Source organism: Undibacterium sp. FW305-107 (assembly GCF_058788535.1).
Genome location: NZ_JBYTAV010000008.1, coordinates 148,217 through 171,387 on the forward strand (window position 1 = coordinate 148,217; position 23,171 = coordinate 171,387).

A 23,171-nucleotide genomic window follows, 5' to 3' on the forward strand; every position below is an offset into this window, starting at 1 on the left:
CCCTTTTTGTATCTGGTGTTTAGCGTTTATCTTGTCTGTGCTGGTACGCGCTGCCAGCCACCTGGACAAGACTTGATGGCAGGATAAAAGCCATCTGGCTGGTGGCAATATAACCAATCCTTGCCTGCTGTAGATTGAAGTGTCGGGTCAGGCTGGCTGATGATGTTGCTGTCGTCAGTATAACTTTGACTATAAGTATTGTATGTGCCATAGCTATCCGTATAAATCACGTTGCCATTGCTGACTGCTGGCGTAACGTAGCTGACTGTGGGCGAGATCACCAGGCTGGGGTAATAGCGCCAGGAATAATCATAAGGGTAATACGCAGATACATAGCTATGACGGTTGCCATAATTAAAATACAGCGGCGGTATGGATATACCTATGCTCACCCTCGGGTGGAAATGGTGACCGCCAGGGCGCGCCCATACAGAGTTTGTAAGCGTTAGGAAACCCAGGGCAAGGGCAAATATTCTGAGTGATTTCATGGTATTTCCGCAATAAAATATTTGTTTGGTGACTATTTAGCAGTTTAGGTCGGAATCAGGAAACTTATCGGGCAAAATTCACTCTCTTTATCGTTCGCTGCGCCAGACTTCGTCTGCAGGGATGTCGACCAGAATAAATAAAACAATAGCGCCTTATCTTAAAGGGAATTATGAAATTTGTGATTAAAAAATGTGCAGCCTTGTGTGCTCTAGCCTTGATGGCCAATTTGCCGGTATATGCTGCTGAAGCTGCCATGGCTGATGCTCCTGAAGCTGCCAAACCTGGCATACGTGAACAATACACCAAATATGAGTACCAGATTCCCATGCGTGATGGTACACGGCTTTTTACAGTGGTATATGTTCCCAAAGATGGCAGCAAGTCTTATCCCTTCCTGATGACACGCTCCCCTTATGGCAGCGGTGTCTATGAGGGCGGGCAATCGCACTATGGCGTGGATTTTTACCCGCAATCGCTGGGACCCTCTAAAGAATTTGATCAAAGTGGGTATATCTTCGTTAAACAGGACGTACGCGGTCGCTATATGTCAGAGGGCGTATGGCAAGAAATGACACCGCATATCAAAGCCGGCAGGCTGGCAGGCGAGGGTGTTGAAAGCCAGGATATGCATGACACCGTTGAATGGCTGCTGAAAAACGTCAAGGGTAATAATGGCAAGGTAGGTATCTGGGGTATTTCCTACCCCGGCTTTTATGCCTCAGCCAGTATTATAGATTCGCATCCAGCCATCAAGGCAGCATCACCTCAGGCACCAGTGACTGATTTGTTCATGGGTGATGATTCTTACCATGGCGGTGCCTTCATGCTGGCGGCAAATTTTGGTTTTTTCTCCAACTTCACAGTAGAAAAAAATCCCACCACCTTACCCAAACGCTGGGAAGAGTTTGATTTTGGTACCTCGGATGGCTATCAATACTTTCTCAAGCATATGAGCCTGAAAAATATTACTTCCCAGCTGTCAGCCAAGCAACGCGAATTGCTGATGCCGACGATAGAGCATAGTACCTATGATGACTTCTGGAAGAGCAGGAACATCGCGTCTCATCTGAAAAATATCAAGGCAGCGGTGTTGACTGTCGGCGGTTGGTATGACGCTGAAGACCCGCAAGGGCCATTCACGACTTATCACAGCATCAAAAGTAATAACAAGGGTTATTACAATGGCCTGGTCATGGGGCCTTGGTCGCACGGCGGCTGGGCGAGTGCTGATGGCAAGTCAATTGGCAATGTCAGCTTCGACACCAAAACAGGTGACTATTATCGCAAGAACATTGTTTTCCCTTTCTTTGAGCAGCATTTGAAAGGCACGACTGGTAAGGCCTTGCCGGAAGTGACTGTATTTGAAACCGGCACCAATGTCTGGCGCGAATATCCTGCCTGGCCACCGCAACAGGCACAAAAACGTACTCTGTATTTTGGCAATGACGGCAGCCTGAGCTGGAAAGAGCCGCAGACAGAATTTAATACCTTCGACGAATATGTCAGCGACCCTAAAAAGCCAGTACCCTTCATCTCTTACGCTGCCACTGGTGCACCGCGTGAATATGTCGTTTCTGACCAGCGCTTTGCATCGACACGGCCAGATGTGCTGGTTTATCAGACTGAGCCACTGGAGGAAGATGTAACCATCGTCGGGCCAGTCAATCCAAAATTGTTTGTCTCAACTTCAGGAACGGATGCCGATTGGGTCGTCAAACTCATTGATGTGTATCCCTCGACTTATCCAGATAAACAGGTAATACGCGATCGTGCCAATGACGTGCCACCACCGTCGGTGGCCATGGCTGGCTATCAGCAGTTGGTCCGGGGAGAGCCTTTGCGAGGCAAGTTCCGTAACAGCTTTGAAAAGCCAGAGCCCTTTGTGCCTGGCAAAGTCGCTGCCATCAGCTATAGCATGCCGGATATCCAGCACACCTTCCGCCGTGGTCACCGCATCATGGTACAGGTGCAGAGCAGCTGGTTCCCGCTGGTGGATTTGAATCCTCAAAAATTCATGGATATCCCAAAAGCCAATCCTGAGGATTTCCAGAAAGCGACGCAAAGAGTTTATCGTTCGCCGGGACAATACTCAGGTATAGCCGTGCAAGTAATACCGTAAAAATTAAGAGACAGGGACAAAAAAATGAAAACAAAAAATATCTTCAAACGCAGTGTGATGGCCAGCCTGGTTGGCGTGGCTTGCATGGGTAATGCAGTATTTGCTCAGACAGCGACTTCAAACCAATTGGTCTTGGAATCCATGACCATGGATAAAAAGACTGACCCTTGCACAGATTTCTTCCAGTATTCAAATGGCGAATGGCTGAAGGCTAACCCCATTCCCTCTGATCGTGCGCGTTACAGCGCTTATGATGAAGTGACTGAACGGAATCTGGCAGCACTGAAGCTCATTGCAGAAACAGCCGCAAAAGGCGAGGGCAAGAGTAAGGCAGCGCAACTGGTCGGTGCTTTTTATGCCAGTGGCATGAATGAATCGCAGATAGAAAAAGAAGGTATCAAACCGCTGGAGCCGCAGTTTACGCAAATCAATGGCATCAAGGATAGTACGCAATTACTGGCTGTGATCGCTGATTTGCATAAGCAAGGTGTCTCACCTTTGTTTGGCTTCACTGTAGATCAGGACGCAAAAAACACGACCCGCTACATCCCGCAAATCATGCAGGGTGGGCTGGGCTTGCCAGACCGTGATTATTATCTGAAAACTGATACCAAGACCAAGGATATCCGCGACAAGTATGTCGCTTATGTGACTCAGATTTTTAGCTTGCTCGGCGATACGCCAGACCAGGCAAAGAAAAATGCTGGCGTTGTACTGACACTGGAAACCCGCCTGGCCAAGGCATCCTTGACCAAGGTCGAATTACGCGACCCGCAAGCCAGTTACCACTTGTCTGATCTGAATGCCTTGCAAAAGACAGACAAGAAAACAGCCTGGGCAACTTATTTTAATGAGCTGGGTCTGGCGCAGCCTGGTCAATTCAATCTCGCCCATCCCAAATTCATTGCAGAAGCAGGGCGCATGGTTAATACCGTCAGCCTCGATCAATGGAGGACTTATTTACGCTGGCAATTGGCGAATGCACGTGCCAGAGATTTGAGTTCAGCCTTTGTCAATGCCAACTTTGATTTTTACGGCAAGACTCTGGCTGGCACCAAGGAATTGCAACCGCGCTGGAAGCGCGTCCTGGGTTCTATAGATAACATGGCAGGCGAAGCCATGGGCGAGTTGTATGTCGCAAAATTCTTTGGCCCTGAAGCCAAAGCTGGTGTGCTGGAAATGGTTGATAACATCAAACTCGCCATGCGTGAAAGCATCAGCAAGCTGGAATGGATGTCAGATACCACCAAGCAGCAAGCGTATAAGAAGCTCGACACTATTTTGGTAAAAATAGGTTACCCCGATGTCTGGCGTGATTACAGCAGCCTGCAAATCGATACTGGCCCGTATGCAGCGAATATGGCACGCGCCGCTGAATTTGAATTCAAGCGCAATCTGGCCAAGCTGGGCAAGCCCATAGACAGGAATGAGTGGGGCATGACGTCACAAACGGTGAATGCCTACTACAACCCCACCATGAATGAAATGGTGTTTCCGGCAGGCATACTGCAACCACCGCTGTACCATGTGAATGCTGATCCTGCGGCCAACTATGGCAATACGGGAGCTACCATAGGTCATGAACTGACGCATGCCTTTGATGATGAAGGTCGCCAATATGATGCCCAGGGTAATCTCAAAAGCTGGTGGACCAAGGACGACGAGAAGAAATTCCTGGTTCGTGTCAAAGCCATAGAAAAGCAATTTGATGAATTTAACCCCATCGATAAATTGCACATCAATGGCAAACTGACTGCTGGTGAAAATATTGCTGATCTGGGTGGGATGAAGATTGCCCTGCAAGCGCTGCACAAATCGCTGGAACGCAAGCCCCAGGCAAAGGAAATTGATGGCTTGACGGTGGACCAGCGCTTCTTTGTCGCTAATGCACAGAGCTTCCGTAGCCTCATTCGTGATGAGATGTTGCGCATGAAACTGGCAACTGATCCGCATTCACCAGACAAATACCGTGTCATTGCGCCATTGGCAAACATGACAGAATTTTCTGATGCTTTCCAGTGCAAGGGCGATCGTTCACCCCTGCGCCCAACAGCGACGCGGGTAAATATCTGGTAACAGCGTATACTATGGCTTGAAATGCAGTAGTGGATGCAGGTTAAAGGGGCGCTGGATGCAAATCTGGCAATCTCAAAACCTGCCAATATTTCTTGTCATCAGGGTGCGTGCCAGTCATGCACTCCAGATATGTAGGGCTATATGGAAACCAAAGTTGTCGAATTTGAACGTCCGCAGATGGATGTGGGCAGTAGTTGTACCGCCAATGCCTGGGCGCGCATCCCTGATGCGCCTTCAGCAATAGAAAAGCTGGAGCTCAAAGCCAGAATACGCCAATTGCTGAAAGAAAAGCAGGCTGTACTGGTGGCGCATTATTATGTCGATGCCGAACTGCAGGACCTGGCAGAAGAAACTGGTGGCTGCGTTTCTGACTCGCTGGAAATGGCAAGATTTGGCCGTGACCATCCCGCCAAGACCCTGGTCGTGGCCGGTGTCAAGTTCATGGGCGAAACCGCCAAAATACTCAGCCCAGAAAAAACCATTTTAATGCCTGACCTCGATGCGACCTGCTCTCTGGATCTGGGTTGTCCGGCAGACGAGTTTGCGGCGTTTTGCGACGCCCACCCCGACCGTACCGTCGTTGTGTATGCCAATACCAGCGCGGCAGTCAAAGCACGTGCTGACTGGATGGTGACCTCCAGCATAGGCCTGGACATCGTCGCACACTTGCATGCACAAGGTAAAAAAATACTCTGGGCTCCCGACAAACATCTGGGTGGCTATATCCAGAAACAGACAGGTGCAGACATGTTGCTATGGCAGGGTTCCTGCCTGGTCCATGATGAATTTAAAGGTATAGAGCTGGACGTGCTCAAGGCTGAGCATCCTAATGCCAAAATCCTGGTCCACCCTGAATCACCCGCTGCCGTAGTGGCATTGGCAGACGTGGTTGGTTCGACTTCGCAAATGATCCATGCGGCACAAACCCTGGATGCAGATGAATTCATCGTCGCCACTGATAATGGCATCCTGCACAAAATGCAAATGGCAGCCCCGACCAAGCGTTTCATCGTTGCCCCAACAGCGGGTAATAGCGCGACTTGCAAGAGCTGCGCACATTGCCCATGGATGGCGATGAATGGCTTGCGCAATCTGGTACAGGTACTGGAGAATGGTAATAATGAAATCCAGGTTGACCCGGTAGTGGGGCAAAAAGCCAAAGTCTGTATAGACCGCATGCTGGATTTTGCGGCGGCCAAAAAAGCCAATGTACGCCCTTCAGGTGACCTGGCTAAAGAAGCCAAACTGTTCTCCGGAATAGGCCCGGCCTGAGAACCTGTTGACGATCTTAAGCGCGAGTGCAACAGGAATTAATGCGAGGCCCTTATGCGCTGCTCTTCAATCCGCTGACGCATGCTCGCTACAGATCATCAACAGGTTCTGAATACTGCGCAAGCCCCATCTAATTAAACTGAGGTTATCTGGACATGTCTGGTAATTTAAAGAATACGCATTTCCCTTTTGATGCAGATTTACAAAAAGCATTTAAACGCAATATCAGTGATGCGCTGGCTGAAGATGTTGGTGCTGCCGATCTGACTGGCTTGCTGGTGCCTGCAGATGAAGTAGTGCAGGCACAAGTCATCGTGCGCGAAGGTGCTGTTCTATGTGGTGCGCCGTGGTTCGATGCCGTCATGACGGCACTTGATGCAAGCATAGAAGTAGACTGGCAATATGCCGAAGGTGAGCAGATGAAGGCAAACACTGTCGTCTGCAAGATTAAAGCGCCTGCCCGGGCCTTGCTGACAGCCGAACGTTCTGCGCTGAATTTCCTGCAATTATTATCTGCTGTCGCAACCGCCACCAGCAAATATGTCGCCATCATCGCTGGTACAAGAGCGGCGATACTCGATACCCGCAAAACCTTGCCGGGTCTGCGTCTGGCGCAAAAATATGCCGTGCGTGTGGGCGGCGGCAAGAACCAGCGCCTGGCGCTTTATGATGGCATCCTCATCAAGGAAAACCATATCGCAGCAGCAGGTGGCGTAGCCGAAGCCATGCAAAATGCCCTGAGCCTGAATGCGGGCGTCAGCATACAAATAGAAGTGGAAACACTGGAACAATTGCAGACCGCACTGAATGCTGGTGCCACTTCCATCTTGCTGGATAATTTCAACACCAACATGATGCGTGAAGCAGTTGCCATCACCGCTGGCCGTGCCTTGCTGGAAGCATCTGGTGGCATTGATCATGCATCCGTGAGGGCAATAGCAGAGACGGGTGTCGATAGAATATCGATAGGCAGTCTTACCAAGGATATTAAAGCGACTGATTATTCCTTGCGTATTATTTGAGCTGCATTTGAACGCCCGCAAGGTTCTGCCAGCATCGTCCAAGATGCTGGCAGACGGGTTTATTTTTTTCGCTTTGGCGACAAGACCGTGGGCAGTGCTTTGGGTAAAGTATCTGGATAGTCACGGCTAAAATGCAGGCCACGGCTTTCACGACGTGACAATGCGCTATTTACGATCAGCGAAGCTACTTCTACCAGATTGCGCAGCTCCAGTAAATTATTCGAGATGCGGAAGTTGGCATAGTATTCGTCTATCTCTTCCTTCAGTAAACGTATGCGGTGTTTGGCGCGCTCAAGGCGTTTGGTGGTGCGGACTATGCCCACATAATTCCACATGAAGCGGCGCAGCTCATCCCAGTTATTGGCGATGACGACTTCTTCATCTGCATCTGAAACGCGGCTTTCATCCCAGTCTGGCAGGGCAATGACGCTGGCGCGTTCCTGGGCTTCTATGTGTTTGGCTGTGGCGCGGCCAACAACCAGGCATTCCAGTAGCGAATTGCTGGCCAGGCGATTGGCACCATGCAGGCCTGTGTAAGCTGTTTCGCCAACAGCATACAGACCAGGCAAGTCAGTCCGGCCATCTGTATCGGTGACGATGCCACCGCAAGTGAAATGCACAGCAGGTACCACAGGTATGGCTTGTTTGGTGATGTCTATGCCCAACTCCAGGCAGCGTGCATAAATGGTGGGGAAATGCTCTTTCAAGAACTCTGGCGGCTGGTGGCTGATGTCAAGTTCAACAAAATCCAGGCCGCGTTTTTTCATTTCAAAGTCAATCGCACGGGCGACCACATCGCGTGGTGCCAGTTCCATGCGGTCATCATGATTGGTCATGAAGCGTTTGCCGGCAGAAGCACCAGCCTCAGCCGGTAACTTCAATATGCCGCCTTCGCCGCGTACTGCTTCAGTAATCAAAAATGATTTGGCAAAAGGGTGATACAGGCAGGTGGGATGGAACTGTATGAATTCCATGTTGCCGATGCGGCAGCCAGCGCGCCAGGCCATGGCAATGCCATCTCCGGTAGCAGTGTCAGGGTTGGTGGTGTACAGATAGACTTTGCCGGCACCGCCAGTTGCCATCACGGTGTGCTGCGCGGCAAAAGTATCGACCTTGCCAGTTTTTACATCTTGCACATACAAACCAAGGCAGCGTGGGGTAGGGGACGTGTCACCTATCTTGGCTGAGGTAATCACGTCGATTGCATAGTGATGCTCAAACAGCGTGATATTGGGATGATTACGTACTTTTTGTTCCAGTGTGACTTGCACGGCATGGCCGGTAGCATCTGCAGCATGGATGATGCGGCGCTGGCTATGACCACCTTCGCGGGTCAGGTGAAAGCCCAGTTCAGCTTCTTCATCACGGGTGAAGGGGACGCCTTGTTCTATCAGCCAGTCTATAGCTTCACGGCCATGTTCTATGATGTAGCGGGTGGCACCTTCGTCGCACAAGCCACCGCCTGCAATCAGGGTGTCTGAAATGTGCTGCTCATGACTGTCGTGAGAATCCAGCACGGCAGCGATGCCACCTTGTGCCCAGTTACTTGCACCGTCGAGTAATTCACGCTTGGAAACGATGGCGACTTTGCGAGTTTGTGCCAGATGCAGGGCGACAGACAAGCCGGCTAGTCCACTACCTACGATTGCTACGTCAAAATTCTTCATTGTCTTCCGTGTGTATCTTTATTTGTTTTAAGTCTGTTCCGATTTTTGGGGACTGCTATATCCGCTGCTTTTTTTGCAGATCATGATTCAGGCAGACTGTCAGGGCTTCCTATAACTTAAAGCCATACCATGTAACGAATCAGGAATAGCTTGACCGTGTGCGCAGTTACATGAAATACGCAGTTACCTGAATTGCTGCCGGGTAGCATGATGCCTCAATTTTTAATGTGGGCTTGTCACATTCTAATTCAGGATACAAAAGAGGGTGGCTTTTCCATATAGCAAAAACACTCAGCCACCTGATTTTTTGCACAGTGGCTTTAGCCTGAGCAAGCATAAAAACCGAATAAGCAAATCACAAATCAGCAAACTTGGCCATAAAGCTTGCAAACCGCTTGACATAAGGCTTTGCGGCTTGCTCTAATACCGGATGCAGATTTCCTGCTTGCCGTGATAGATGCACGACCAATAAAATAATCGAATACATCATCGCGAAATTCAAATTTTTGTGAGGGGGCTATAAGTGAATAAGACTGAGTTGATCGATCATATTGCGAAAACAGCGGATATTTCCAAAGCGGCTTCGTCGCGTGCGCTGGATGCTGTGATCGGCGCCGTAAAAACCACATTGAAGAAAAATGGCACGGTAACACTGGTTGGTTTTGGTACCTTCTCTGTTGCCAAACGTGCTGCCAGAGCAGGCCGTAATCCTAAGACTGGTGAGCCAATCAAGATCAAATCTGCCAAGGTACCTAAATTTAAACCTGGCAAAGCATTGAAAGATGCGGTAAACTAATGCACTTTCGTGGCTCAGGACATGGGTCGCGATATTTGTTTGTATGCGTGGGGCGCTTAGCTCAGTTGGTAGAGCGGAGCCCTTACAAGGCTTAGGTCGGGAGTTCGAGCCTCTCAGCGCCCACCAGTAGCAAGCAAATTGTAGTGCCAGGAAGTACAAAAGAAACAAAAGGAGTGGTAGTTCAGTTGGTTAGAATACCGGCCTGTCACGCCGGGGGTCGCGGGTTCGAGCCCCGTCCGCTCCGCCAGAAAATCGAAAAGGCGAACGAAAGTTCGCCTTTTTTTGTATTCGTCAAATTGTTATTGTGATACTTAGCCACGTGATTGGTTGAACATGTTTGAATTTATTCGTACCCATCAGCGCTTAATGCAAATTTTGCTAGCTGTTCTTATCTTGCCGTCATTTGTTTTGTTCGGTAACACTGACGCTTTGCGTTCAATAGGCAAAGAGGCAGGTATTGCAACTGTTGCGGGTGCCCCCATTACCCAGGGCGAGTTTGATCAAGCCTTGCGTGATCAACTAGACCGTATGCGCCAGATGTATGGCCCGCAGTTTGATGCAAAAATGCTTAATACTCCTGAAGCAAGGCAAAGTATTTTGGACGAGTTAATTGCACGCAAAGCGATGGCCGGTGAGATTGCTGTCAAAAAATTGGCAATTGCAGATGCAACATTGCAAGACAATATTACCAAGACGCCAGGCCTGGTGAAGGCTGACGGGCATTTCGACAATGCTGAATATACCCGTCTGCTGGCACAACAAGGCATGACGCCACCGATGTTTGAGCAGCGTCTGCGCCAGGACATGGTGCTGCAGCAATTGCTGAGCCCAGTTCAGGCAAGTGCTTTCGTTTCAAAAACTGTGACCGAGCGTCTTTCTGCCATCAATGAGCAAGAGCGCGAAGTGCAGATGCTGATGTACAAGCCGGGTGATTTTGCGTCACGTGTCAAAGTTACTGATGAAATGCTCAAAGCGTATTACGAAAAAAATACGGCGCAGTTTGAAATTCCCGAGCAAATTAATGCTGAGTACGTAGTCTTGAACAGTGAAGTGCTGGCTGAGCAGACAACGGTATCTGATGCTGATGTCCAGGCTTACTATAAGGCCAATGAAAAATCCTATACGACAGAAGAGCAGCGTCGTGCCAGCCATATTTTGATCGCGGCTGGTAAAGACAGTAGCGATGCTGATAAAGCCAAGGCGAAAGCCAAAGCTGCGGATATTCTTGCTCAACTGCGCAAGAAACCAGAAGATTTCGCCAAACTGGCGAAAGAGAATTCTGATGACCCAGGTTCCAAGGAAAAAGGTGGTGATCTGGATTTCTTTGGCAAAGGTGCGATGGTTCCACAGTTTGATGAAAGTGTATTCAAGCTCAAGCAAGGTGAGATCAGTGAGCTGGTGCAGTCTGACTATGGCTTTCACATCATCACTGTGACAGGGATCAAACCAGCCGGCGTAAAAACTCTGGATGAAGTCAAAGCGCAAATTGCTGCCGATATCAAAAAGCAAAAAGCTGGCAAGGCATATACTGAAGCTGCCGAAACGTTTACCAATGTCTTGTACGAGCAAGGCGATAGCTTGAAGCCTGCAGCAGAAAAGCTGAAGCTGAAAATACAAACGGTGAATGGCTTGTCACGTAACAGTAAACCAGGTCTACCAGCAACGGTAGAAACCAATAGCCCTAAATTCCTGAAGGCGATTTTCTCTGACGACGTGGTCAAGAAAAAACATAATACAGAAGCAGTTGAAGTTGCCCCGAATACCTTGATTGCTGGCCGTATTGTTGAATACAAACCCGCATCCAAGCGCCCGTTTGAAGAAGTGAAGGCATCAATTCAGGCGCAGGTGACTGCAACTGAAGCTGCAGCACTGGCTGAAAAAGAAGGCATAGCCAAACTGGCTGCGTTGAAGGCTGCAGATTCAACGGCTGGATTTACAGAAGCAAAAATGGTGTCCCGTTTGAAGAATCAGGATATCCCAAGTGCTGCGTTGGTTGATGTGATGCGCGCTGATACACAGAAATTGCCTGCCTTTGTCGGCACACACCTGGGTAATGCTGGCTATGTGATTTTCCGTATAAGTAAAGTCACCGCGGGTACACCTGATGCGGCACGCCGTGCTTCAGAAGCACAGCAATTGACGAGCATGCAGTCTGCTCAAAATCTGTATTCATATATAGAATTGTTGAAGCACAAAGCCAAGGTCACTATCAATAAGGCAGCAGTGACAGCACCAGTAACTGCCGCACCATAATTCAGCATCATCTTGCTGTTAAAAAAGACATCCTCTGGATGTCTTTTTTTTTGTTTTTTTTAAAAACTGATTCTTCAGATTTATGCGCATGTTGTCTTTTGCCGGTAATTGATTTTGAATCTGGCTGCATTTGATTTGCATCAATGTAGCTGGGCAAGGTGATTGTTATTCTGGCGGTGTATTTTTACAACAGAGTGAGATCATGACAATAACTAAAGAAAACACATACAACTATCGGGTTGTACGGCAATTTTCTGTCATGGCAGTGGTTTGGGGAATCGTCGGCATGCTCGTGGGCGTGGTGATTGCTACCCAGCTTGCCTGGCCAGAATTTCTGGGGGGCATACCGTGGTTGAGTTATGGCCGTTTGCGCCCCTTGCATACCAATGCCGTGATCTTTGCCTTTGGTGGCTGCGCCTTGTTTGCCACTTCCTATTACGTCGTCCAGCGCACATCCAATGTGCGCTTGTTTTCTGAGGGCCTTGCTGAATTCACATTCTGGGGCTGGCAACTGGTGATCGTCGCTGCAGCCATCAGCTTGCCTATGGGCTTTACCCAGGGTAAAGAATATGCGGAGCTGGAATGGCCTATCGACCTGCTGATCGCCGTGGTTTGGGTATCCTATGCCGTGGTGTTTTTTGGCACACTGGTCAAGCGCAAGGTGGAGCACATTTATGTGGCGAACTGGTTTTATGGTGCCTTCATTATCGCGGTAGCAGTTTTGCATATCGTCAATAGCGCTGCCATCCCGGTGTCGTTCATGAAATCCTATTCTGCTTATTCTGGCGTGCAGGATGCGATGGTGCAGTGGTGGTACGGCCATAATGCCGTCGGCTTCTTTTTGACGGCTGGCTTTCTGGGCATGATGTATTACTTCATCCCCAAGCAAATTGAGCGCCCGGTTTATTCCTATCGCTTGTCCATCGTTCACTTCTGGGCATTGATCTTCACTTATATGTGGGCGGGCCCGCATCACTTGCATTACACCGCCTTGCCTGACTGGGCGCAATCCATAGGCATGTTGTTTTCGCTGATTTTGCTGGCTCCGTCCTGGGGTGGTATGGTCAACGGCATCATGACCCTGTCCGGTGCCTGGAGCAAGTTGCGTTCTGACCCTATCCTGCGTTTCCTCATCGTGTCCCTGTCTTTCTATGGCATGTCGACCTTTGAAGGCCCGATGATGGCGATCAAGACCGTGAATGCCTTGTCTCACTATACAGACTGGACTGTTGGCCACGTTCACTCCGGTGCTTTGGGTTGGGTAGGCTTCATCACCATCGGCAGCTTGTATTACCTGATCCCGCGCCTGTTTGGTCAGACGCAGATGTATAGCAAACGTCTCATTGAAGTGCATTTCTGGGTGGCGACGATAGGTGTGGTCTTGTACATCGCGTCCATGTGGATTGCCGGTGTCATGCAGGGCCTGATGTGGCGTGCAGTGAATGAGGATGGCACGCTGACTTACTCCTTTGTTGAGAGCGTCAAGGCAACCTATCCCTACTATGTGATACGTATGCTGGGTGGTTTGTTGTACCTGAGTGGCATGCTGGTAATGGCTTACAACGTCACAAAAACGATCGTGGCAGCCAAGCCTGTCAATAATGCGATCCCGGCTTTGCCTGCAACTGCAGCACATGCATAAATCAAAGGAGAAATTGAATGCGTAATTTTACTCATGACTTGATTGAGCGGAATGTGGGCTTGCTGCTGGTGCTGGTGATCCTGACCATCAGTGTCGGCGGCCTGGTTGAAATCGTCCCTTTGTTTTTTCAAAAATCAACGACCCAGCCAGTACAGGGCATGCAGCCTTATTCGGCACTGCAACTGGCAGGTCGTGACGTTTATCTGAGAGAAGGCTGCTATGGCTGTCATTCACAGATGATACGCCCTTTCCGTGCCGAGACTGAACGCTATGGCCATTATTCTGTGGCAGGTGAATCTGTCTACGACCACCCCTTTCAATGGGGGAGCAAACGCACTGGCCCCGATCTGGCGCGTGTTGGCGGACGCTACAGCGATACCTGGCACAAAGACCATCTGAATGATCCGCGTTCGGTCGTGGTGGAGTCGAATATGCCTGCCTATCCATGGCTGGCTAAAACACAGCTCGTGCCTGATGAGGTCACGCCCAAACTCAAAGCCATGAAAGCCTTGGGAGTGCCTTACACCGATGCGCAAATCAAGGCTGGTGCTTCTGAGTTGGCGAACAAGACTGAACTGGATGCGGTGATCGCTTATCTGCAAGTGTTGGGCACTGCGATCACGAACAAGAATTGACAGAGGAATGGCCTGGCCCTGTTTTTGAGTGGCCCGGCTATTCGGGGAGAAATTAAAAATGAATTTCACAATAATCAGCAGCGTCGTTACCGTCATCAGCCTCATCGTATTCCTTGGCATTATCTACTGGGCATTTAGTGCGGGTAACAAGGAAAGGTTTGAAAAAATGGCGCGCTTGCCAATTGATAATGAGAATGGAAAATAGCCATGGCAGACTTTTTTAATGAATGGTGGAGTACCGGCATCGCCATCGCTACGGCCTTGTCCATGCTGGCCTGCGTGTTACTGCTGTGGTCACAATCCAAGGTCAAGGTCAAAGTCGGCAGCGATGGCAAGCCCTTGCCTGCAGAAACCACTGGCCACGTCTGGGACGGCGACTTGATGGAACAAAACAACCCCCTGCCTAAATGGTGGATGTGGCTGTTTTATCTGACCGTGGTGTATAGCGTTGGCTACCTGATTGTGTACCCTGGTTTTGGCAAATGGCAGGGCACATTTGGCTGGAGTCAAAAAGGTGAATATGAAAAAGAAATGAAAGATGGTGAGGCGCAATATGGCCCTATCTTCAATAAATATCTTGCCATGGATATCAAGGCAGTTGCCAAAGATCCGCAAGCCCGTGAAATTGGTCAGCGTCTGTTCCTGAACACCTGCGCACAATGCCATGGCTCTGATGCGCAAGGCGGCAAGGGCTATCCTAATCTGGCCGACAATGACTGGCTGTATGGTGGTGACCCACAAACCATCCTGACTACCATACGCGAAGGCCGCCATGGCCAGATGCCACCCATGGGCGTGGCGCTGGGTACTGATGATGATGTTCGTAACGTCGCCAATTATGTATTGAGTCTGTCCAATTCTGCGTATGACCCTATCAAGGCTGCATTAGGCAAATCCAAATTCGCTGCTTGCGCCGCCTGTCATGGTGGTGATGGGAAGGGTAATCAGGCACTGGGTGCACCAAACCTGACGGATAAAGTGTGGCTATATGGTGGCGGTATTGAAAACGTCATGGAAACCATCAACAAGGGACGCAATAACCAGATGCCAGCGCATAAAACCATTTTGACGGACGGCAAGCTGCACCTGCTGGCTGCCTATGTCTGGGGACTGTCAAATAATTCAGCTTCTGCACAGATTGGCGATGCCGACGTTGGCGCAGTCAAACAGATCGCTGCAACGGCATCGGGCGCGGCGAACTCAAACAAGTAAGTGAATGATAACCATGACAACGCCAATCATACGCAGGGAGGGAAAGTGATCATACAGCATGCCCCGCCTGCATTGTTTGGCCTTGCCACCTTGTCTTATTAAGAAAAACAGAATCACGATGAAGCACATACCCATCATCCAGGTGCCGATAGAAGAAGCTGAATTGGCGCTTTTTGAAGAGCGCAGGAAGATCTATCCACGTACGCAAACAGGCTGGTTTTCTTCCTGGCGCTGGGTGCTGGTGTTTTTTACCCAGGCTTTGTTTTATGGCACAGCCTGGCTGAACTGGAATGACAGACAGGCAGTATTGTTTGATCTGGTAGCACGTAAATTTTATATTTTTGGCCTGGTTCTATGGCCACAGGATTTTATTTATCTGGCAGTCTTGCTGGTCATTTCTGCCCTGAGTCTATTTTTGTTTACCGCCATTGCTGGCAGAGTGTTTTGTGGTTATGCCTGTCCGCAAACCGTGTACACGGAAATCTTTTTATGGATAGAACAGAAGATAGAAGGTGAGCGCAATGCCAGGATCAAGCTGGATGCCGCGCCCATGTCGGCACGCAAGTTTTCACTCAAATTCATCAAGCATTTCATCTGGATAACGCTGGCACTGTGGACGGGTTTTACCTTTGTCGGTTATTTCACACCCATACGTGAACTGGCGATAGAAGTGGGCAATTTTACGCTAGGCCCATGGGAAACATTCTGGTTCCTGTTCTATGGCTTTGCCACTTATGGTAATGCGGGCTGGATGCGTGAGCAGGTCTGCAAATATATGTGTCCTTATGCACGCTTCCAGAGTGCCATGTTTGACAAGGACACACTGATTGTTACTTACGATACCGCACGTGGCGATCCTCGCGGTTCAAGGAACAAGAAAGTCGACTACAAGGCACAAGGCCTGGGTGACTGTGTCGATTGCGGGATTTGCGTGCAGGTCTGTCCTACCGGAATTGATATCCGTGAAGGCTTGCAATATGAGTGTATCGCCTGCGGTGCCTGCATTGATGGCTGTGACCAGGTCATGGACAAGATGGGCTATGAACGGGGTTTGATACGTTATACCACTGAACATGCGCTGACACGAAAACTGGATGACAAAGCCATGTGGAGGCGGGTGTTCCGCATGCGTACCCTGATCTACGGTGGTTTGCTGGGTTTGATTATTTTACTGGCTGCCGTTTCTCTGGCCCTGCATACGCCTTTAAAGCTTGATGTCATTAAAGACCGCGGCATGCCCAAGATCACAGAAACGGGTGCGATAGAAAATGTCTATCGCCTGCAAGTGATGAACACCCAGGAGTCCGCCCGGCATTACAGTGTGGAAGTGCAGGGTGCAAGTGGTGCAGTTATCGTGAATTCAGCTAATCTTGAAGTTGGATCTGCAACAGCAAAAGCTTTCCCGATCAGGGTCAGGGTGCCAGCAAATGTGTTGGCCAAAGGTTCCAATCGCATACGCTTTATTGTCAAGGATCTGGACTCGCCAGAAGTGACTGTGACTGAAAAAGCCGTGTTCATCGTTCCACGATAGGAGAAGAAAATGGAAGCCAGTTTGATGCCCCCAAAATCCAGGCGTGATACCTGGTACAAAGAACCATGGTTGCTGCTGGTCGCTGGTGGTCCGGCATTTGTGGTTTGCGCAAGTATTTACACTGGCTACATTGCCATGCGTGGCGCTGATAAGGTCGTCGCCGAAGACTATTACAAGCAAGGCTTGATGATCAACAAAGATATACAGCGTGACGCCAGGGCTAGGGAAATGCAACTGAATGCCTACATCAATGCTGACTTTGTCAAAGGCAAGATCATGTTGCAACTCAGTGGCAAGAGCAATTTGCCAGAGACCATACAACTCAGTATGGCCAATGCCGCTGCTGGCAGTAATTCTGTCAGTGAAGTTATCCGCCGACTACCTATGAAACAGACCTCACCTGGACAGTATGAAGGTGACTTGAAATTGATGCCCAAGGCGGGTGAGGGAACTGTAAAGCTGTTTCATATCAAACTGGAGACAACAGACTGGCGTTTGACAGGTGACTGGTTTGATCCAGAACAAAAATCGGTGCAACTGAATGCAGCAAAATGAAGGTAATCCCTGAAAGCTTGCTGACCTGAGGCTGGATAACCACTAGAAGGGGACAGGATTTGGAAAATAGCACTATCACATCACGCAAACCACAGTTGCGCTCCATGTTAATGATCGTCTTGTGGCCTGCATTTTTGATGGCTTGTGCGGCAACTGGCTTGTTTTTCAGCCTTATTGATCCTATGGAAATGATTGTGCTGGATCAGCGCCTGCAAATGCATGAAACTGGTGTTTACACAGTAGGTTTTTTTGCCTTCTGGATGCTGGGAATTCTGTCTAGTGGTTTAACGGCCTTGCTTGTGCAGAAAGCACATTGAGACATCATCATGAAAATGAACGAACTGGCTGCATTTCCAGCAATAGAAATCCCAGAAGCTTTGATACGTCGTTTCGACAGTCTGGGGCCGAGATACACGTCTTACCCAACGGCAGACAGATTCATGGAAGGTTTTACTGCAGAATCTTACATACTCTACCTGGAAGAGCGCAGCCGTTTATTGAACAAGCCGCCTTTATCGCTATACATACACATTCCGTTTTGTGCTTCGTTGTGTTACTACTGCGCCTGCAATAAGGTCATTACCAAAGACCATGGACGCTCAGCCAAATATCTGGAATATCTGGCCAAAGAGTTGAAGCTGGTCACAGGGCATTTGCATCACAGGGAAACCTTGAGCCAGTTGCATCTGGGTGGTGGTACGCCTACCTTCCTCAGTCATGCTGAACTGCGTCAGTTGATGCACTTGCTGCGCGAACATTTTGATTTTTCTGATGATGCTGAAATCTCGATAGAAATAGATCCGCGCACAGTCACGACAGAGACCTTGCAATTGTTGGCGGAGCTGGGTTTCAACCGCACCAGCCTGGGTGTGCAGGACTTCAATGCTGATGTGCAAAAGGCAGTGCACCGTATCCAGCCTTATGAGATGGTGGCACAAACTGTCGCTGATAGCCGCGCCTGTGGTTTTCAATCCATCAATTTTGATTTGATCTATGGCTTGCCCAAGCAGAATCTGGACAGTTTTTCGCAAACCCTGGATCAGGTCATCGCACTCTCGCCAGCACGCATTGCGCTGTATAACTACGCACACCTGCCGACCAGGTTTAAACCACAGCGCCGTATTGCCGAAGCAGATTTGCCTTCTGCAGAACAGCGCTTGCAGATTTTTTTGATGTCGATCAAACGCTTGCTGGCTGAGGGTTACATTTACATAGGTCTCGATCATTTCGCCAAACCGGATGACAGCCTGGCATTGGCAACGCTGGATGGTAGCCTGCATCGGAATTTTCAGGGTTACACCACGCGCGCAGATTGCGATCTTATTGCCCTGGGCTTGTCGGCGATAGGCAAGGTGGGCGCGTCTTATGGTCAGAATCTGCGCACGCTGGATGAATACTATGCCAGTCTGGACAAGGGAATATTGCCTGTCGAGAAAGGATACCATCTTGATGTTGATGATATCTTGCGCAGGCAGATCATCATGAGCCTGATGTGCAGTAATACCCTGAATTTCAAATTTCTTGAGATTCAATATGGCATCTCTTTCTCCGATTACTTTGCTGCTGAATTGCTGAAGCTGCAAGACTATGCCAAAGAAGGCATAGTACTTATTGATGATGCCAGTATCAGCATTCCTGCCAAAGGGCGTTTGTTCGTACGCGCACTGGCGATGGTCTTTGATTGCTACCTGTCGCAGCAGTCAGGTGCCCGGTATTCCAAATTGATTTGATATGCTGACTCTCCCTTTGGTATTTGCCGCGATGACTGCCGGTGCCATAGGTGGTGTCCATTGTGTTGGAATGTGCGGCGGTATCTCCTTGCTGTTGACGCAGGCGGGGCAGAAACGCGATAGGCCAGCCAGTAAAACCATTCCGATTACCGTTGTAGCCCAGGGCGGGACTGGACAAATTGCCGTCAATTTGCAAGCCAGAGTGTTATATCAAGGCCTATTACAAAGCGGTCGCATTTTTACCTATGTAATTGCTGGCGCTATTCTTGGTGGCCTTGGAACAGCAGGCATGTTGTTCAAACCTTATTTACCAGTACAGCAAATTCTGTTCGTTGTTGGCAATCTGATGTTGATACTTCTTGGATTGCGCGTATTGGGTCTGTCGCTGCAAATCCCTTTTTTGCAAAGTTTTTTGGCGAAATTACATGCGGGATTGACCAGGAGACTGCCATCGCTGCAACAGGCAGCAAGATATCCATTTTTATTGGGGATGAGCTGGGGTTGCCTGCCTTGCGGCCTTTTGTACGGTGTTGCGCCATTTGCCTTGCTGTCGGGTGATGCCTGGTCAGGTGCTTTGCTGATGCTGGTGTTTGGCGTGTTTGCATTGCCGCATTTATTACTGACTCAGGCAGTCATGCAACAGGCGCAGAATAAAAAAATCATGCGTGGCCTGCGTTATCTGGGGGCAGCAATCTTGATAGGGCTAGGTGCTTTAGGGCTTTGGCATTTTGATATGAAGGATATGCCATCCTTCTTATGTCTGGTGCCAACTGCCTGAGAGGGCGGCATCAAGCCTTGATATCGATCAACGTACCCAGTAATTCATCTGCGGTCTTGATGATTTTTGCAGACAGATCAAAACCTGTTTTAAATTGTATGGATTGCACGATTTCGCTGGTCAGATCAGTACCGCTCAGTTCTTGCGAAGCCAGGCTGCTGCCTTCCCGGCTGATATTGGCAATCACACCACCTGCAGGCTGTTCTTGAAAACTGACTTGTTGAGGGACGAAACCTGAGGTGCTGGCATTCGCCACATTGTGGCCAGAACTGTCCAGCGCACGAGTGTAAGCCTTGAGTCCTGAAAGGCCACTGTTAAGCGCTGAAACTGACATGAAGTACTCCAAATACAATGTGATTACAAGGTGATTTAATGAAAGCTTATACCGGAACGGATAAGTTTGCACGGCTATTCAATTTGCTTAACTTATTTGCTTGATTTATTTACTTAATTTAGTGGCAAATTAATTTTCAGCCTGGTTCCTTCGCCAGGTTGGCTATCAACCAGAAACTCTCCCTGCATGGCCTTGACGCGCTCGCGCATGCCGACCAGGCCAAAAGAACGTGATTTGCGCATCTCATCGGCCTCTATGCCTTTGCCATTATCCGTAATGCTGAAACTGAGGGTACTTGGACTGCGTTCGAACGCGATTTGCACTTCCGTGGCATGTGCATGCCTGACCACATTCGTCAGTGACTCCTGGACGATGCGGAAGATGGCCGTACTGCGCGCGTCGTCGAGCGCCAGTTGTTCTTCATTTGCTTCCAGGTCACAAGCTATCCCATGTCGTTGGGAAAAATCTTTTTGCAGGGTTTGCAGGGCAAAGTACAGGCCGCCTTCATCCAGGGCACGTGGCCTGAGGTCGGTGGCAATGCGCCTCAGAGTGGTGATGGAGGTCAGTAACAACTGGTCCATGCTATTCAGGGTTTGCTGGGTTTTGCCTGTCAATACACTATCTCTTTGCAGTAGCGATAAATCCATGCGCAGGGCGGCCAGTAATTGACCGAGATCGTCATGCAGTTCACGCGCAATATGCTTGCGTTCTTCTTCACGTATGCTTTGCAGGGCGGCTGATAACTGTGTCAGTTCATCATGGTAAAGCGCCATTTTTTCTTTGGCGACCTTGCGTTCTGTGATGTCGCGGAAGATGACGGTATAAAAACGTTTGCCGTTTTCAATCTGGCTCGAAATTGAGGCTTCAATCGGGAACTCTTCACCATCGGCTTTGACACCAGTGACGTAAAAGTCATCAAAATTTCCACCCATCTTCCTGCGGGTCTCACCAGTCTCACCGAATTGCTGCACATGTTTGCCGTGCACCTTACGATGACGCTCCGGTAATACAAGATCAAGCGATGCGCCCATCAGGTCCTGCACCTCGTAGCCGAAAGCGGTCGCGGCTGCAGGATTGACGAGGATGATGGATTGCGTTTCATCGATGGTGATGATGCCGTCTATCGCCGTATCTATCATGCGGCTCAGGCGTTCACGCTCTATACTCAGTTCGTGGGCTGAGTTAGCCAGATTTTGACTGGTTTCCGCCAGACTGGCGTAGGGTGTATGGATATTCACAGCCACCATGCCGCGATAAATCGCGATTGCGGCCAGCAACTGGAACACATGACCGACAGCGACAAAGACATCATTGCCATCGACATAAATGGCGAAATACACTTCAGAGATGGCCAACAGGATGGCAGCAAGAAACAGCGGGGCTCGCTCTATCTGCAGGCGTTCGCCTTGCTCGCCCGGTTCGGAGATGGCTTCGTTCCGCTTGTTCAATTGATAGGCAGTAAACAGGTTGATAGCAATCAGACCGACTTCGCAAGCCATTTTGAAGGAAGTTTGCCCTTCGCCCTGGATATAGGTCAGTGGTAACAGATGTGGCAGCGCAAATACCATCATCATCCATCCAGCTGTCGCTATCAGGCCCGCAATCAGCACAAAATAGGCTTGTGCCGGGCTGACCTCAGAATCCTCCGGTGCCAGCGCCAGACCCAGCAGGGTAGTGGCGATGAATGAGCGCGACAGCAGCCAGAACAACAAAGATTTATGCATGTCTTCGGTATCTGGAAAACCGGGCATGCCCTGAAAGCTTATCGCATGCATGAAGCCCAGGATGGCGGTACACAGAAACGCGACTGCCAGAATGACACTACTCTTCTTTCGCGCACCACCAAAGGCATTCCAGCAGACGATGAATACCGAAGTAAATATCACGATGGTGATGGTTTCAAGCACTGTATGTACGGGCAAAGGAGCAGGCATCTGGATTGCCGACAGGGAGGCGTGATTCAACCATAAAATGCTGGACAGCAGCGCAAGCAGACCTGCTATCCAGCGTGCTTTTACCAGTCTTGGATAATCATGTGCCATGTATTTCTTGTTGTTCTATGAAGAGGTAGTTATTTTAATTCGGAAATGTCAGATTGCAGTTCGCTATTCTGGTCACTACAAATGAAAATGACACTCCTGTAAAAGGAGTGTCATTTGCTATAGCGTAAAAATACGCAGTTTAATGCGACATTAGTACGGGGAGGGTCATGCTCTGTAAAATAGTTCTGGTAACGCCACCCATGATCATTTCACGGAAACGTGAGTGGCCGTAACCACCCATGACCAGCAAATCATTGTCCAGATCATGTGCCAGCGACAGCAGGGCATTGCCGATATCAGTCGATGTCTTATGCACGCCAACTTCTACCTTGATGCCGTGCCGTGCCAGGTACAGGGCGATATCGGCACCTGGTTGTTCACCGTGGCTGTCGGGTACAGCTTTGGGATTGAAAATAGCCACATGTACCAGTTCTGCGCGGCGCAACAGAGGGATGGCATCCGTAATGGCGCGGGTCGATTCGCGACTGGTATCCCAGGCGATCAATGGCCGCTTTGCCACTGTAATGACGTCGCCGACATAAGGGATGATCATTATCGGCCGGCCTGAATTCATGATCAGGTATTCAGGGAAGTCAGGCAACACTGACGGTGAAGGTTCATCGCGATTGGTCTGCCCTATGACTACCAGATCGCTATACCTGGCTTGCAGGCCTATGCCGCCGCCAGCTTCATCATTGGCAATCATGCTGTCGTAGGAATTGACTCCCAGTGACTTGGCTTGTTCATTGAAGTTGCTGGCAGCTTTTTCTGCGCGTTCACGCAAATAATTCAGATGTATGGTCAGGTTGGGGTCATTCGCACTGATATTGCCATCCTGATAGATAAAACGCGAGACACCAGTAACGGCAGTTCCTATCAGGTGGGCTTCGTCGCTTTTGGCGATTTCTGCTGCGACGCGAACGCGAAAATTTGAGCGCTCAGATTCATCAACATGAACCAGTATGGTTTTGTAAGGCATGTTTTGCTCCTTGATGTGAAATCGTGGAAAAAAAACAAG

Annotated in this window: 20 protein-coding genes and 2 tRNA genes; 17 read left to right on the forward strand and 5 right to left on the reverse strand. The window is 49.5% G+C overall.

All coding sequences use genetic code 11. The annotated features are described in order from the left end of the window. Positions 1–26 precede the first annotated feature (26 nt). Positions 27–488 (reverse strand): hypothetical protein, encoded by a 462-nt coding sequence (locus tag AC3WQT_RS18645; protein WP_492705921.1) that lies wholly within the window; start codon positions 486–488, stop codon positions 27–29. A gap of 170 nt (positions 489–658) precedes the next feature. Between AC3WQT_RS18645 and AC3WQT_RS18650 the strand changes: the two genes are divergently transcribed. The 4 genes from AC3WQT_RS18650 (at position 659) to nadC (ending at position 6,978) form a co-directional block, all read left to right on the forward strand. Then, positions 659–2,608: a CocE/NonD family hydrolase gene (locus tag AC3WQT_RS18650; protein WP_492705922.1), complete on the forward strand. Its 1,950-nt coding sequence runs from the start codon at positions 659–661 to the stop codon at positions 2,606–2,608. A 24-nt stretch (positions 2,609–2,632) separates the two neighbouring features. Beyond that, entirely contained in the window at positions 2,633–4,684 is a 2,052-nt protein-coding gene (locus AC3WQT_RS18655; protein WP_492705924.1) for a M13 family metallopeptidase, read from the forward strand. 141 nt (positions 4,685–4,825) lie between these two features. After that, positions 4,826–5,956, forward strand: a complete 1,131-nt coding sequence (gene nadA, locus AC3WQT_RS18660; protein WP_492705926.1) for a quinolinate synthase NadA — start codon at positions 4,826–4,828, stop codon at positions 5,954–5,956. 155 nt (positions 5,957–6,111) lie between these two features. Continuing rightward, on the forward strand, positions 6,112–6,978 hold the full coding sequence (nadC, locus tag AC3WQT_RS18665) for a carboxylating nicotinate-nucleotide diphosphorylase (protein WP_492705928.1): 867 nt from the start codon (positions 6,112–6,114) through the stop codon (positions 6,976–6,978). Positions 6,979–7,037: 59 nt separating this feature from the next. Here nadC and nadB read toward each other — a convergent pair whose 3' ends face one another. Continuing rightward, positions 7,038–8,645, reverse strand: coding sequence for an L-aspartate oxidase (gene nadB / locus AC3WQT_RS18670; protein WP_492705930.1), 1,608 nt, complete (start codon positions 8,643–8,645; stop codon positions 7,038–7,040). Positions 8,646–9,168: 523 nt separating this feature from the next. Between nadB and AC3WQT_RS18675 the strand changes: the two genes are divergently transcribed. From AC3WQT_RS18675 to AC3WQT_RS18735, 13 genes are all read left to right on the forward strand, one after another. Beyond that, positions 9,169–9,441 (forward strand): HU family DNA-binding protein, encoded by a 273-nt coding sequence (locus AC3WQT_RS18675; protein WP_162040973.1) that lies wholly within the window; start codon positions 9,169–9,171, stop codon positions 9,439–9,441. A gap of 50 nt (positions 9,442–9,491) precedes the next feature. Continuing rightward, positions 9,492–9,567 (forward strand) — tRNA-Val (locus tag AC3WQT_RS18680). 44 nt (positions 9,568–9,611) lie between these two features. Next, positions 9,612–9,688, forward strand: a tRNA-Asp gene (locus AC3WQT_RS18685). An 86-nt stretch (positions 9,689–9,774) separates the two neighbouring features. Beyond that, complete coding sequence (locus AC3WQT_RS18690) at positions 9,775–11,694, forward strand: SurA N-terminal domain-containing protein (protein ID WP_492705932.1); 1,920 nt, start codon at positions 9,775–9,777, stop codon at positions 11,692–11,694. A gap of 202 nt (positions 11,695–11,896) precedes the next feature. Next, positions 11,897–13,336 carry a cytochrome-c oxidase, cbb3-type subunit I gene (ccoN, locus tag AC3WQT_RS18695; RefSeq protein ID WP_492705934.1) on the forward strand — a complete coding sequence of 480 codons (1,440 nt, stop codon included), beginning with the start codon at positions 11,897–11,899 and terminating at the stop codon, positions 13,334–13,336. A 17-nt stretch (positions 13,337–13,353) separates the two neighbouring features. After that, a complete protein-coding gene (gene ccoO, locus AC3WQT_RS18700; protein ID WP_492705936.1) occupies positions 13,354–13,971 on the forward strand; it encodes a cytochrome-c oxidase, cbb3-type subunit II in 618 nt (205 codons plus the stop codon). Between the two features lie 58 nt (positions 13,972–14,029). Further along, positions 14,030–14,176 (forward strand): cbb3-type cytochrome oxidase subunit 3, encoded by a 147-nt coding sequence (locus tag AC3WQT_RS18705; RefSeq protein ID WP_492705938.1) that lies wholly within the window; start codon positions 14,030–14,032, stop codon positions 14,174–14,176. Between the two features lie 2 nt (positions 14,177–14,178). Next, on the forward strand, positions 14,179–15,183 hold the full coding sequence (ccoP, locus tag AC3WQT_RS18710) for a cytochrome-c oxidase, cbb3-type subunit III (protein WP_492705940.1): 1,005 nt from the start codon (positions 14,179–14,181) through the stop codon (positions 15,181–15,183). 118 nt (positions 15,184–15,301) lie between these two features. Beyond that, complete coding sequence (gene ccoG, locus AC3WQT_RS18715; RefSeq protein WP_492705942.1) at positions 15,302–16,714, forward strand: cytochrome c oxidase accessory protein CcoG; 1,413 nt, start codon at positions 15,302–15,304, stop codon at positions 16,712–16,714. 9 nt (positions 16,715–16,723) lie between these two features. After that, a complete protein-coding gene (locus AC3WQT_RS18720; RefSeq protein ID WP_492705944.1) occupies positions 16,724–17,269 on the forward strand; it encodes a FixH family protein in 546 nt (181 codons plus the stop codon). Between the two features lie 59 nt (positions 17,270–17,328). Continuing rightward, positions 17,329–17,586 (forward strand): hypothetical protein, encoded by a 258-nt coding sequence (locus AC3WQT_RS18725; RefSeq protein WP_492705946.1) that lies wholly within the window; start codon positions 17,329–17,331, stop codon positions 17,584–17,586. Between the two features lie 9 nt (positions 17,587–17,595). Then, positions 17,596–18,999 (forward strand): oxygen-independent coproporphyrinogen III oxidase, encoded by a 1,404-nt coding sequence (gene hemN, locus AC3WQT_RS18730; RefSeq protein ID WP_492705947.1) that lies wholly within the window; start codon positions 17,596–17,598, stop codon positions 18,997–18,999. 1 nt (position 19,000) lies between these two features. After that, on the forward strand, positions 19,001–19,777 hold the full coding sequence (locus tag AC3WQT_RS18735) for a sulfite exporter TauE/SafE family protein (RefSeq protein ID WP_492705949.1): 777 nt from the start codon (positions 19,001–19,003) through the stop codon (positions 19,775–19,777). 10 nt (positions 19,778–19,787) lie between these two features. Here AC3WQT_RS18735 and AC3WQT_RS18740 read toward each other — a convergent pair whose 3' ends face one another. The 3 genes from AC3WQT_RS18740 to AC3WQT_RS18750 all read right to left on the reverse strand — a co-directional run bounded on the left by AC3WQT_RS18740 (position 19,788) and on the right by AC3WQT_RS18750 (position 23,132). Further along, positions 19,788–20,111: a flagellar basal body rod C-terminal domain-containing protein gene (locus AC3WQT_RS18740; RefSeq protein WP_492705951.1), complete on the reverse strand. Its 324-nt coding sequence runs from the start codon at positions 20,109–20,111 to the stop codon at positions 19,788–19,790. A 113-nt stretch (positions 20,112–20,224) separates the two neighbouring features. Then, positions 20,225–22,153 (reverse strand): MASE3 domain-containing protein, encoded by a 1,929-nt coding sequence (locus AC3WQT_RS18745; RefSeq protein WP_492705952.1) that lies wholly within the window; start codon positions 22,151–22,153, stop codon positions 20,225–20,227. A gap of 139 nt (positions 22,154–22,292) precedes the next feature. Continuing rightward, positions 22,293–23,132 carry a universal stress protein gene (locus tag AC3WQT_RS18750; RefSeq protein ID WP_492705954.1) on the reverse strand — a complete coding sequence of 280 codons (840 nt, stop codon included), beginning with the start codon at positions 23,130–23,132 and terminating at the stop codon, positions 22,293–22,295. Between the last annotated feature and the right edge of the window lie 39 nt (positions 23,133–23,171).